The sequence below is a fragment of the Amycolatopsis sp. SID8362 genome (assembly GCF_010550475.1).
In the GTDB taxonomy this organism is placed as follows: domain Bacteria; phylum Actinomycetota; class Actinomycetes; order Mycobacteriales; family Pseudonocardiaceae; genus Amycolatopsis; species Amycolatopsis eburnea.
Map to the genome: position 1 here is coordinate 1 of NZ_JAAGNB010001639.1, position 11,641 is coordinate 11,641.

The window sequence follows — 11,641 nt, forward strand, 5'->3', positions numbered from 1 at the left end:
AGGCGGTCCTCGCGGCGCGCCGGCTCGGCGTCCTGCCCTAGGGTCGGAGCCGGGGGAACAGCCGCGCGCAGTTGCGCGAGGTCAGCTCGCGCCACGTGGTGCCCTCGGGCTGCGGCGCCGCGTCGATGCTCGCCAGCTGGGCGGCCACCGCCGCCGGCGGGGTCCAGCAGAAGTCGCTGCCGTACAGCAGCCTGCCGGTCCCGAACGCACGCTCGAACGCGGGGACCTGGTGCGGGAACGGCGTGCCCGCGATGTCGAACCACAGCTCGCCGATCTGCTCGGGCACCGTCGCGCCGCCGGGCCCGCCGCCGAACACCGTGCGGAACAGCTCGAGCCGGTCGGCCAGCAGCGGCAGCACGCCGCCGCCGTGGGTGAAGATCCACGGGATGTCCGGGTGCCGCGCCACAACGCCCGCGAAGACGAGGTCGCTGACCGCGCGGCCGGTGTCGTAGAGGAATTCGAGCATCGGCCGCGGCCTGCCGAGCGAGATCTCCTCGGCGCGCGGCGGTGACGTCGGGTGCACGAACACCGGCGTCCGGCGGCGGGCCAGCTCCGTCCACAAGGGAGTGAACGCCGGGTCGCCGAGGTAGCGGCCGGCCGCGTTGGTCTCGATCGTGACGCCGTCGCTGCCCAGTTCGTCGACGGCGTAGGCGAGTTCGGCGAGCGCACCGTCCACATCGGGCAGTGGCAGGGAAGCGAAGTGCCCGAACCGGTCCGGGTGCGCGCGGCGGACCTCCGCTCCGGTGTCGTTGACGTGCCGGGCGAGCTTCCGCGCGGCCGCGTCGTCGCCGAAGTGGACACCCGGCGACGAAATCGACAGCAGGGAAACCTCGACACCCCAGCGGTCCATCAGTTCGAGGTGCTGCGCCGCGTCCCAGGTGGGCCAGCCCGGCATGCCGTCCGGCGAGCCGTTCCCGGCCGCGATCGCGGCTTCGACGTACTCCGGGGTGAGGAAGTGCGCGTGGACGTCCACCAGCCCGCTCACGCGACCACCTCGCCGGCCGCCCAGACGCGGCGGACCTTCGCCGTCGCCGTGATGTCCCGGGTCGGGTCGCCGTCGACGAGCACCAGGTCCGCCCGCAGCCCGTCCCGCACGGCCCCGCGGTCCGGCAGCCCGAAGTGGCGGGCGGGCAGCTCGGTCGCCGCCCGCAGGACGTCCACTTCGGACAGTCCGGCGCCGGCCAGCAGCCCCAGTTCTTCGTGCAGGCTCGCGCCGTGGACGACCGGGAACGGCAACATCGGCGCGGAAAACGCGTCGGTGCCGGCGGCGATCGGCACGCCGGCCGCGTGCAGCACCGAGACCGAGCCGCGGCTTGCCTCGTAGCCCTCGGCGCCCAGCTTCGTCGTGAGCGCCGCCATCATCGTCAGCGTGGGCACGGCGACCTGCCCCCGCTCGGCCATCCGGGCCGCGGTTTCGGCGTCGAGGACACCGTCGCGCGGCACGTGGGTGACGACGTCGGCCCCGGCCCGCACCGCGCGGCGGTAGGCGTCGACCGACGACGCGTGCGCGACGGTGAGCTTGCCGCGCGCCTTGCCCTCGGCGACCACGGCGTCGATGGTCGCCTGGTCGAGCAGGTCGCCCTCGATGACGACCTTGATGTAGTCGGCCCCTTCTCCGACGCGGTGCGCGACGAACTCCGCAGCCTGCCCGGGCGCGGTGAGGATCGCCTCGGCGGGCATGCCGGGCATCTTCGCGTGGTTGCCGCCGGGGCCGATCGCGGGCAGGCCCGCGCTGCGGATGTCGGGCACCCGTCCGCGGAAGGAGTCGACGCGCTCGCGGGGCCAGCACGCCATGTCGAGCGCGGTCGTGATCCCGTGCGCGGCGAGCGCGCTCAGGTCGTCGGAGGTGAGCAGGTGGACGTGGGCGTCGAAGAGCCCGGGCAGCAGCGTGGCGCCTTCGCAGTCGAAGGTTTCGGCGCCGGCCGGGTCGGCGCCGAGCACCGCCCCGTCGAGCACGACGGTCGTCGGTTCGGTCAGGCCGGCGCCGTCGAAGACGCGCACGCCGGTCAAGGCGGTCTTGGTCATGAGTCCTTCCCGGGCAGGCAGAGGCTGGTCTCCATCAGGATTTCCCGCGTGCGGTTGACGTGCGCCTCGAACCGGGCGGCCGCCAGGTCGGGGTCGTGCGCCAGCGCCGCGTCCACCAGGCCCTGGTGCTCGCCCGCGACGTCGCGGTGCCGCTCCTCGCCGCCGGGGCCGGACCAGGCGCGGTAGAGCTCCGCCGCGTCGGACAGGCGGGTGCAGACGTCGAGGAGCACCGCGTTGCCGCACGCCCTGATCAGCGTGTGGTGGAACTCCAGGTGCGCGCGGGCCCACTCCTCGTTGCGGCGCATCGGCGGGCCCGGCAGGAGCATCGGCTGCCCGGCGAGCCGGTGGTGCGCGGCCAGCACCTCGGACTCCCAGGTGACCCCGCCGCGCTGCACGGACAGCCGCAGCGCCGAGCCCTCGTTGATCACCCTGGCCTCGGTCAGGTCGGTGAGCGCCTGCATCGACAGCGGCGTGACGCGGAACCCGCGGTTGCGGTCGACCTGCACGAGGTCCTTGGCCGCGAGCAGGCCCAGCGCCTCGCGCACGACGCTCAAGCTCACCCCGTGCTCGGCGCTCAGGTCGGCGGGCTTCAGCCGCTCGCCCGGGGCCAGCTCGCCGTTGAGGACCGCCGACCGCAGCCGGGTGTACACCGACACGGCCAGGCTCTCGCCACCCGCTCTCTTCGCCATGCCGAGACGATAACACACTCTTCGCTCAAGAATCGATTCTTGCCTTGACAGTCGGATACGCCGGGCAGAGTATGAGCAGACCGACGCACCTCGTCGCCCCGGGCTCTCCGGGGGTGCGACCGAGCGGATCCCGGCGTCGGAGCTCCTCCACCGAAAGGCACCCTCATGCGGATCGCCAACCTCGACGGCAGGCTCGTCCTCCTCACCTCCGGCGGCGCCGTCGACGTCGAGCGCGCCAGCGCGCGGCGCTTCTCCGCCGACCCCCACGCCGTCTACGCCCGCTGGGACGAGTTCACCGCCTGGGCGGCCGGTCTCGCGGACCCCGAAGCCGAAGCGTTCGACGAGACCCGGCTGCGGGCGCCGTCACCGACGCCGTCGCAGGTCTTCGGCGTCGGGCTGAACTACCGCGACCACGCCGCCGAATCCGGGCTCGGCCTGCCGGACTCCCCCGCCGTGTTCACGAAGTTCCCCAGCTGCCTGACCGGCCCGTACGGCGGGATCGCGCTCACCGGGTCCACTGTGGACTGGGAGGTCGAGCTCGTCGCCGTGATCGGCCGCGAGGCGCGGAACGTGCCCGCCGAGCGCGGCTGGGACCACGTCGCCGGGCTGACCGCGGGCCAGGACCTCTCCGACCGGACCGTGCAGCTGGCGGGCCCGGCGCCGCAGTTCAGCCTCGGCAAGTCCGCGCCCGGCTTCGGCCCGACCGGCCCGTGGCTGGTCACGCCGGACGAGTTCGCCGACCGCGACAACCTGGAGCTCGGCTCCGCGGTCAACGGCGAGTCCGTGCAGAAGGGCCGCACCAGCGACCTCATCTTCTCGGTGCCGGAACTGGTCGCGCGGCTGTCGGCGATCCTGCCGCTGCGCCCCGGCGACCTGATCTTCACCGGCACCCCGTCCGGCGTCGGCATGGCCCGCACCCCGCAGCGATTCCTCGCCGCCGGGGACGAGCTGGTCACGACGGTCGAAGGCATCGGCTCGATGCGCCACCGGTTCACGGAGGCGTCATGACCACTGTGGACGCCCACCGGTTCCGCGCGGTGATGGCCGCGGTCTGCGCCCCGGTCACGGTCGTCACCACGACCGCCGCCGACGGCCCGCGCGGCGCCACCGTCAGCTCGTTCACCTCGCTGTCCCTGGACCCGCCGCTGGTGAGCGTCGCGTTCGACCGGCGTTCGGCGCTGCTGGCCGAAATCCTCGCCGCGGGCCGGTTCGGCGTGAACCTGCTCGGCCAGGGCCAGGACGACCTCGCCGTCCGGTTCGCCACCCGCGGCGCCGACCGCTTCGGCGGCGAAACGGCGTGGTTCACCGACGAGGGCCTGCCCCGGCTGCGCGACGCCGCCGGCTGGGTGGCCTGCGACCTGGACCGGACCGTCGAGGCCGGCGACCACCTGCTGCTGTTCGGCCTGGTCACGGCGCTCGGCCGGGCCGAACTGCCGCCGCTCGTCTACGCCCACCGCACGTTCGGCACCCACTCGCGCTACGCCGAGCGGCCCCGCCCCCGCATCACCGATCAGATCGCCGCCTGCGCCCGCTGACCCGCCCCGGAAGGACAACGCCGTCATGACCCTCGCGACCGAACAGCCCGCGCCCACCCTCGACCAGCTCCTCGCCCGCATCGCCGACATCCAGCCGCTGCTGGAGAAGAACGCCGCCCAGGGCGAGGCCGACCGGCGCGTCGTCGAGGAGAGCATCGCCGCGCTGACCGACGTCGGCGCGTTCAAGATCGCCCAGCCGCGCCGCCACGGCGGGTACGGGCTCCCGGTCCGCGCGATGCTCGACGTCTCGGCCGCGGTCGCCGAAGCCGACGGCGGCACCGCCTGGGTGGTCGCGCTGAGCAACGTCTGCGCGTGGCTGGCCGGCCTGTTCAGCCCGCAGGCGCAGGACGACGTCTGGGGCGCGAACCCGGACGCGAAGGTGTCCGGCGTGCTCTCGCCGACCGCCGAGACGACCAAAGTGGACGGTGGCTGGCGCGTCACCGGCCGCTGGTACTACAACTCCGGCTCCTGGCACGCCGACTGGGCCGCACTCGGCATCCCGCTGACCGACGAGCGCGGCGAGGTCGTCGACCAGGGCATGGCCCTGCTCCCCCGCACCGACCTCGGCTTCGAGGACACCTGGTTCGTGGCCGGGATGCGCTCGTCGGGGTCCAACTGCCTGATCGCCGACGACGTGTTCGTGCCCGCGCACCGCGTGCTGTCGGTGCCGCCGGCGATCGGCGGGACGTACGCGAACGGCGAGCCGGCAGAGGACCTGTTCCGCGCCGCGCTGGTCCCGGTGCTGACGCTGGTGCTGGCCGGCCCGCAGCTCGGCCTCGGCCGCAAGGCGCTGAAACTGGTGCGCGAGAAGGCGTCCCGCAAGGCGATCTCGTACACGACGTACGCGACGCAGGCGGACTCCGTCGCCTTCCAGCTCCAGCTCGCCGAAGCGGCGATGCGGATCGATACCGCCCACCTGCACGCCTACCGCGCGGCCGACGACATCGACGCGGCGTCGGCGGCGGGCGCCTACCCCGGCGTCGAAACGCGGGCCCGCACCCGCGCCGACACCGGCTGGGCCGTCGAGAACATCACCCGCGCGATCGACGTCCTGCTGTCGGCCCACGGCGCGGGCAGCTTCGCCGAGGTCAACCCGCTGCAGCGGATCTGGCGCGACTCGGCGGTCGCCGCGCGGCACGCGATCGTGCTGCCCGCGGTCAACTACGAGGTCTACGGCAAGGCGCTGCTCGGGCGCGACGACCAGATCACCCCGCTCGTCTGAGACCCCGGAGGAACCGGCATGAGCCTGCACCGCCTCACCAAGATCACCATCGGCGTCCCGGACGTCGACGAAACCGCCAAGTACTACACCGAATTCGGCCTGACGCCGACCGACTCCGGCTTCGCCACCGCCGACGGCGGCGAGCAGCTCGAACTGCGCCAGTCCCGGCAGCGCCGGCTGCTGACGCTCGGCATCGGCGCCGACGACCCGGACGACCTCGGCCGCATCACCGCGTCGCTCGCCCGCCTCGACGTCGACAGCCGCATCGAGGGTGATCGGCTGTACACCAAGGACCCGATCACCGGGCTCGACGTCGTCGTGTCGGTCGCGCCGCGGTTGCGCCAGGACCCGCCGGAACCGGTGGCGTACAACCAGCCCGGCACGATCCGGCGGGCCAACACCCGCGCGCCCGGCATCGACCGCGAGCCGCCGGTGCGCCCGCGCAAGCTCGGCCACGTCGTGTTCGGCTCGACCGACCAGGCCGCGACCCAGCGGTTCTTCACCGAGGGCCTGGGCTTCAAGGTCAGCGACGAGGCCCCGGGACTGGCCGCGTTCATGCGCTGCTCGACCGACCACCACAACGTGCTGGTGCAGCAGGCCCCGGTGAGCTTCCTGCACCACACGTCGTGGGAGGTCGACGACGTGGACGAGGTCGGCCGCGGCGCCACCGCGATGCTGCAGGGCCACCCGGAGCGCCACACGTGGGGCCTGGGCCGGCACTACATCGGCTCGAACTTCTTCTGGTACCTGCGCGACCCGGCCGGGAACTTCTCCGAGTACTACTCGGACATCGACTGCATCCTCGAGGACCAGCTCTGGGAACCGCGGGTGGTCGCCGGGGAGAAGAGCCTGTACGCGTGGGGCCCGCCGCCCCCGCCGTCGTTCCTCGCACCGGAGGACCTGGCCGACCTGATGACCGACGCCCACGACGGCGCATGAGGAAGCCGGCCATTTTGGGTCGCGTGTAACAACCCGCCCGCGTCGGCGACTTGATGTCGGTCGACGAAGGAGGCGGTCGGTGACGGACCTGACCACGGTGGAACCGTTCGAAAAGCTCGAGGCATTGCGAGCACCGGGAAGCGCGGTGCTCTGCGTGGGCACCGGTGACCAGGACAACGAGGTGCTGGCGACCTGGCACGTGAGCCCCGGTGGCGACCCCACCGGGGCTTGGCTGGTTCCGGTGGCCGAGGCGTTCACCGCACCCGACGCGGCACGGCGTCTCCTGAGCCTCCTCGAGCGGCGGGCGATCGCCGTGGTCCACCCGGAGGAAGTGCAGGACTGGCTCAAGCGGCTGACCGCCGCGGCGGACTCCGGCATCGAGGACGGCTGGTGGCAGCGGCAGCTGTTCTCGCCGGTGGAGGCATTCCACGAAGCCGCCCAGCGACGACAGCGGTACGACCGCACGGTCGAGGCCGCGCGCCGGGAAAGCAAGACGATCACCCCGCTGGAGTGGACGCACGACCTCCCGCTGGACACCGACGTCGAGGACTTCGCGTCGCTGCAGCGAGTGGCCCGCATCTCGCCCGCACCCGGGACGCCCGTGGTGTCCGAAGTCCTGTCGATCGCGCGCACGCTGCGCTGGCTGGTGTCGGTCTGGGCGGAAACCGAGCAGGTGAAGGGCCGGCGCCGGTACGTCCAGGCCGAGCACGGCGACGCCGAGCCGCTGCCACCCAGATGGCTGGCCGCGGTCCAGGCCGCCGGCGCCAACCGGCTTCCGCTGTGAAGCCGGTGCACGGCTACGCCGTCATCGACACCGAGACCACCGGGATCCGCACCGGCTGGCACCACCGCATCGCGGAGATCGCGGTCGTCCTCGTGGACCCGCACGGGCGCACCACCGACGAGTGGGTGACGCTCGTCAATCCCGATCGCGATTTGGGTCCCCAGGCCATCCACGGTATCCGGGCCGCAGACGCACGCCGGGCGCCCCGGTTCGAGGACCTCGCCGGGGAACTCGTCCGGCGCCTGAGCGGACGCGTGGTGGTCGCGCACAACTGGGCCTTCGACGCGATGCACCTGCGCGCGGAATTCGGCCGCCTCGGCATCGACACGCCGTTCGAGACCGACGCCGGGCTCTGCACCATGCGCGCGGCGGGCCGGGCGCGGCTGGGTTCCGGGCGGTCCTTGATCGACTGCTGCGCCGCCGCCAGGCTGTCCGATCGTTCGTGGCACACCGCGCTGGACGACGCACGAGGAGCCGGCGACCTGCTCGGGTTCCTCCTGCGGACCGCTCCGAACGCGGTCGCCACGACCGAAACCCAGCTCCGTGCCGCGACCTGGGCCTGGCCACGATTCGAGCCGGGTGCGGTCCGCACCGTTCAGCGCACGGCGATCGGGCACGTCGAGCCGCACTTCCTCGCCAGGCTCGTCGAACGGATGCCGCGGGACGGCGAACCGGTGGCCGACGCGTACTTCGCGATGCTCGACGACGCTTTGCTCGACCGGCAGATCTCCGCGACCGAAGGCGACGCGCTCGTCGAAGTCGCCCACGACCTCGGGCTGCACAAGAACGAAGTCCTGGCCCTGCACCTCAGCTACCTGCGCGACCTGGCGCGCGAAGCCTGGGCCGACGAAGTCGTCACCGACGAGGAGCGGAAGGACCTGCTCACGGTCGCCACGCTGCTGGCCCTCGATCCCGGGATCGTCGAGACGATCCTCGACGAGGAGCGCGACTCCGCCCGGGCGCCGGTGCCAGCGCACGAGCGGAAGGCCGGCGGCCTCACCCTGCGGCCGGGTGACAAGGTGGTGCTCACCGGGAGCATGCAGCGGGACCGCGCCGACATCGTGGCCGACGCGGCAGCGGTCGGGGTCCGGATCACCACCTCGGTGAGCAAGCAGACCCGGGTGCTCGCCGCGGCCGACCCGGATTCCCTGTCGGGCAAGGCGAAGCGAGCCCGTGAATGCGGTGTCCCCGTGGTCTCCGAGGCGGCTTTCCTCAAGGCGCTCGCCAAGCTCGCGCCATGAGCTGATCCGCTCAGCCGGGCAGGTGCATCGACTGCAGTGCCTGGTACGCCGTCAGGCCCTCCGGCCCCAGCTCGCGACCCAACCCCGAGTCCTTCACCCCGCCGAACGGAGCCGCCGGGTCGACCGTGTACGTGTTGACGCCGATCGTGCCCGTGCGGATCCGGCTCGCGACCGCTTGGCCGCGTGCCGGGTCGGTCGTCCAGACCGTGCCGCCGAGGCCGTACGGGGAGTCGTTCGCGATGGCGATCGCCTCTTCGTCGGTCTCGTACCTGATGATGGACAGGACCGGGCCGAAGATCTCCTCGCGGGCGATCGTCGAGTGGTTGTCGACGTCGGCGAACACCGTCGGCTCGACGAACCAGCCGCGGGACTGCCCGGCCGGGCGGCCGCCACCCGTGGTGAGGCGGGCGCCCTCCGCTAGGCCCTTCGCGATGTAGCCCTCGACGCGCTCGCGCTGGGCCGCCGAGGCCAGCGGGCCGATCTGGGTGGCCGGGTCGAGGGCGTCGCCCACGGCGAGGCTCGCCGCGAAGCCGGTGAACGTCTCGACGATCTCGTCGTAGCGGCTCGCCGGGGCGAGGATGCGCGTGGTCAGGTGGCAGGTCTGGCCGTTGTTGACCATCGTCGAGAGGAACAGGTCCTGCGGGTTCGCGGTCAGGTCGGCGTCGTCCAGCACGATCGCCGCGGACTTGCCGCCCAGCTCGAGCGTGACCGGGCGCAGCAGCCGGCCGCACGTCTCGGCGATCTGCCGCCCGGCCGCCGTCGAGCCGGTGAACGCGACCTTGTCCACACCCGGGTGCGACACCAGGTGGGCGCCGCCTTCGCGGCCGCTCTGCACGACGTTGACCACGCCCGGCGGGAAGCCCGCCTCGTCGACGGCTTCGGCGAACAGCTGCGCGTCGAGCACGGTGCCGGGGCTCGGCTTGAGGACCAGGGTGCACCCCGCCGCCAGCGCCGGGCCGAGCTTGAACGCGGCCAGCGTCATCGGCAGGTTCCACGGCACGATCGCGCCGACCACACCGACCGGCGTCCGCCGGACCCGGACCTTGCCGCCGAGCAGCCCGTCCCGCGCCTCGTCGAGCACGGCGGTCCGGATCAGGCCCGCGTAGTAGCGCAGGATCAGCTGCGGGAACCCGCCCTCGACGGCGTTGGCGATCGAGATCGGCAGGCCGTTCTGGCTGCTCACCCGGCGCGCTATCTCCCCGGCACGCGCGTCGAGCGCGACGGCCAGCCGCTCCATCACGGCCGCGCGCTCCCCCGGCTCCCAGGAGCTCCAGCCGACGGGGTCGTCGAACGCGGCCCGCGCCGCGGCCACCGCCGCGTCGATGTCGGCTTCGGCTGCCTCCGGCACCCGCCCGATGACCTCTTCGGTGCTGGCGGAGACGACCTCGATGGCCCGGACCGAAGCCGGCGCGACCCACTTGCCGCCGATGTACAGGGATTCGTAGACCAGGTCCACGGTCCGACTCCGTCCTTCGACCGGGCATTGCCGCCAGTAAAGCAGCGCCCGGGCGCCGGGGATTATCCGTTCGTGCGGTGCTTCGGGCCCCGGATCAGCGATGCGCTCCCGGCCGGGTCGCGGCGGAGCAGCGAGCGCCCGGCGGCCGGTTCAAGCCACGGCCGTCACCGGGCGTTCCCCGTGACGCGGTGCTCCGAACCCCACGTCAGCGGTGCGCTCCCGGCCAGGTCCCGGCGGAGCAGCGTGCACTCGGCGGCCGGTTCAAGCCGCGGCCGTCACCGGGCGTTCCCCGTCGTGCGGTGCTTCGAGCCCCAGTTCAGCGGTGCGCTCCCGGCCAGGTCCCGGCGGAGCAGCGTGCGCCCGGCGGCCGGTCCAAGCGCCACTGCCGTCACCCGGCGCTCCCCGTGAGTGCTTCGGCCCCCACGTCAGCCGTGCGCCCCCGCGGCCCGGAACGAAGCGATCCTGATCCGCAGCCCCCGCAGGTGGACCAGGTCGATGGCGAACCCCGCCTCGTCGGCCCGGCACGGGCCCGCCAGGTGGACCGACTCGTCCGCCGGGTCGTGGCGCGGCTCCGACCACACCGCCGCGTCGCCCGCTCCGGCGTCGCGGCGGCCGCGGGCGAGCCAGTAGACCGGCAGCTTCATCACTTCACCCAGCGCCTTGTCCAGCGCGGCGAGGTCGGCCTCCGCGATCGCGAACCCGCGGCCGTGCCAGACGCGCGGGGGTGCCGAGGCGTGGGTGAACGTCGCGGTGTCGCCGGACGCGGTGATCGTCCAGTCGGCCACGGTCGTGCGGGTCGGCATCACGGCTCCCTGCGGTCGCGGCCCCCAGGTCGGCACACGGTATGCGAAACCCCGCGCCACCGGCCGCAACGCGCGACATGTTCAGCTGCCGTTCACCGGATGATCACCTCACGGCCCGGCTTGTGTCAGGCTGGTGCCCATGCACGCCGACGCACCGCGATCCGTGGCCGAGCTGGCCGCCGACCCGGCTTGGGAGGTCACCCGCACCGGCACGACCGGGCAGTGGCTCACCGCCGAACGCGCTCTCGAGCGAGACGGCCACCGGCGGCTCGTCGGCCTCACGCCCATCCGCCCCGGCACGGTCGCGCTGATGCTGTGGTCCGGCGGCGAGGTCGTCGACCACTTCCGCGGCAGCGAGGCCGAGGCCTGCGCGACGGCGCACCGGTGGGCCGCCGAGTTCCTGGCCGGCGAACGCTAGCCCCGGGGACACCGGGAATTCGGCCGGAACCCGCGAACGAGCCACCTCCGCCCGGTACGTTGCCCCGCGTGAAGCCGAAGCTACCCGCCGCGCTGTTCCTGTCCGCTGTCCTCACCGCCGCGCTGAGCACGCCGGCCGCGGCCGGAGCCCTGGAGCTGGCGCCGGGCGTGACGGTCCACACCACCGTCACCGGCGAGGGCACCGGCCACAACACCTGGACGATCACCACGCAGGTACCCGGCGGTTCCAGCCCCGACCCCGACGCGCCACCCGCCGCGCTCGGTACCCGGGAGCACGCCGAAGCACTGGTGACGTCGTTGCGGGGCAAGGGTTTCGCCGCCCGCGCCGAACAGGTCGACTGGCCCGCCTTCGCCGACACGCCCCGCGGCGCGCTCGGCTGGCGCGTCCGGGTCGGCTCCTTCACCGACCGGGCCCAGGCCGCCGCCACCGCGAGCGCCATGAACGCGAACGGCTTCACCGGCAGCGTCGAATGGACCGGGCAGGACGGCCCCGCGGCCGGCGGTCCGCA

13 protein-coding genes are annotated in these 11,641 nt (G+C 73.4%); 8 read left to right on the forward strand and 5 right to left on the reverse strand.

The window, feature by feature from the left end:
* Nucleotides 1-37: 37 nt before the first annotated feature.
* The 3 genes from G3I65_RS50650 to G3I65_RS50660 are packed head-to-tail and all read right to left on the reverse strand — an operon-like array spanning nt 38 to nt 2,714.
* Nucleotides 38-985 (reverse strand): amidohydrolase family protein, encoded by a 948-nt coding sequence (locus tag G3I65_RS50650; RefSeq protein ID WP_160703027.1) that lies wholly within the window; start codon nt 983-985, stop codon nt 38-40.
* Entirely contained in the window at nt 982-2,025 is a 1,044-nt protein-coding gene (locus tag G3I65_RS50655) for an amidohydrolase family protein (RefSeq protein ID WP_160703029.1), read from the reverse strand. The genes G3I65_RS50650 and G3I65_RS50655 overlap by 4 nt, the downstream gene beginning before the upstream one ends.
* Nucleotides 2,022-2,714: a GntR family transcriptional regulator gene (locus tag G3I65_RS50660; protein WP_160703031.1), complete on the reverse strand. Its 693-nt coding sequence runs from the start codon at nt 2,712-2,714 to the stop codon at nt 2,022-2,024. The genes G3I65_RS50655 and G3I65_RS50660 overlap by 4 nt, the downstream gene beginning before the upstream one ends.
* A 165-nt stretch (nt 2,715-2,879) precedes the next feature.
* Here G3I65_RS50660 and G3I65_RS50665 point away from each other — a divergent pair, with 165 nt between their 5' ends.
* The 6 genes from G3I65_RS50665 to G3I65_RS50690 all read left to right on the forward strand — a co-directional run bounded on the left by G3I65_RS50665 (nt 2,880) and on the right by G3I65_RS50690 (nt 8,435).
* Complete coding sequence (locus G3I65_RS50665; protein WP_160703033.1) at nt 2,880-3,722, forward strand: fumarylacetoacetate hydrolase family protein; 843 nt, start codon at nt 2,880-2,882, stop codon at nt 3,720-3,722.
* Nucleotides 3,719-4,249: a flavin reductase family protein gene (locus G3I65_RS50670; protein WP_125314261.1), complete on the forward strand. Its 531-nt coding sequence runs from the start codon at nt 3,719-3,721 to the stop codon at nt 4,247-4,249. The genes G3I65_RS50665 and G3I65_RS50670 overlap by 4 nt, the downstream gene beginning before the upstream one ends.
* Before the next feature lie 25 nt (nt 4,250-4,274).
* A complete protein-coding gene (locus G3I65_RS50675) occupies nt 4,275-5,471 on the forward strand; it encodes an acyl-CoA dehydrogenase family protein (RefSeq protein ID WP_160703035.1) in 1,197 nt (398 codons plus the stop codon).
* Nucleotides 5,472-5,489: 18 nt separating this feature from the next.
* Complete coding sequence (locus tag G3I65_RS50680; RefSeq protein ID WP_160703037.1) at nt 5,490-6,410, forward strand: VOC family protein; 921 nt, start codon at nt 5,490-5,492, stop codon at nt 6,408-6,410.
* A gap of 79 nt (nt 6,411-6,489) precedes the next feature.
* Nucleotides 6,490-7,194 carry a DUF6218 family protein gene (locus G3I65_RS50685; protein ID WP_160703039.1) on the forward strand — a complete coding sequence of 235 codons (705 nt, stop codon included), beginning with the start codon at nt 6,490-6,492 and terminating at the stop codon, nt 7,192-7,194.
* On the forward strand, nt 7,191-8,435 hold the full coding sequence (locus G3I65_RS50690) for an exonuclease domain-containing protein (protein WP_309236073.1): 1,245 nt from the start codon (nt 7,191-7,193) through the stop codon (nt 8,433-8,435). Before G3I65_RS50685 ends, G3I65_RS50690 begins: the two co-directional genes overlap by 4 nt.
* Nucleotides 8,436-8,445: 10 nt before the next feature.
* Here the strand turns inward: G3I65_RS50690 and G3I65_RS50695 are convergent, their stop codons facing one another.
* The gene (locus G3I65_RS50695) at nt 8,446-9,891 is read right to left on the reverse strand and encodes an aldehyde dehydrogenase (protein WP_160703043.1); all 1,446 of its coding nucleotides are present in this window, start codon (nt 9,889-9,891) and stop codon (nt 8,446-8,448) included.
* A 425-nt stretch (nt 9,892-10,316) separates the two neighbouring features.
* The gene (locus G3I65_RS50700; protein ID WP_160703045.1) at nt 10,317-10,694 is read right to left on the reverse strand and encodes a hypothetical protein; all 378 of its coding nucleotides are present in this window, start codon (nt 10,692-10,694) and stop codon (nt 10,317-10,319) included.
* Nucleotides 10,695-10,833: 139 nt separating this feature from the next.
* Between G3I65_RS50700 and G3I65_RS50705 the strand changes: the two genes are divergently transcribed.
* Nucleotides 10,834-11,112: a hypothetical protein gene (locus G3I65_RS50705; protein WP_160703047.1), complete on the forward strand. Its 279-nt coding sequence runs from the start codon at nt 10,834-10,836 to the stop codon at nt 11,110-11,112.
* A 68-nt stretch (nt 11,113-11,180) separates the two neighbouring features.
* Nucleotides 11,181-11,641, forward strand: a 461-nt coding sequence (locus G3I65_RS58955; protein WP_160703049.1) for an SPOR domain-containing protein, incomplete at its 3' end; no start/stop codon positions are given.

Bases quoted from the DNA above. Each gene is read 5' to 3' on its own strand.
- G3I65_RS50700 (WP_160703045.1), bottom strand. From the start codon at position 10,694: ATGCCGACCCGCACGACCGTGGCCGACTGGACGATCACCGCGTCCGGC.
- G3I65_RS50655 (WP_160703029.1), bottom strand. From the start codon at position 2,025: ATGACCAAGACCGCCTTGACCGGCGTGCGCGTCTTCGACGGCGCCGGC.
- G3I65_RS50705 (WP_160703047.1), top strand. From the start codon at position 10,834: ATGCACGCCGACGCACCGCGATCCGTGGCCGAGCTGGCCGCCGACCCG.
- G3I65_RS50670 (WP_125314261.1), top strand. From the start codon at position 3,719: ATGACCACTGTGGACGCCCACCGGTTCCGCGCGGTGATGGCCGCGGTC.
- G3I65_RS50675 (WP_160703035.1), top strand. From the start codon at position 4,275: ATGACCCTCGCGACCGAACAGCCCGCGCCCACCCTCGACCAGCTCCTC.
- G3I65_RS50660 (WP_160703031.1), bottom strand. From the start codon at position 2,714: ATGGCGAAGAGAGCGGGTGGCGAGAGCCTGGCCGTGTCGGTGTACACC.
- G3I65_RS50680 (WP_160703037.1), top strand. From the start codon at position 5,490: ATGAGCCTGCACCGCCTCACCAAGATCACCATCGGCGTCCCGGACGTC.
- G3I65_RS50665 (WP_160703033.1), top strand. From the start codon at position 2,880: ATGCGGATCGCCAACCTCGACGGCAGGCTCGTCCTCCTCACCTCCGGC.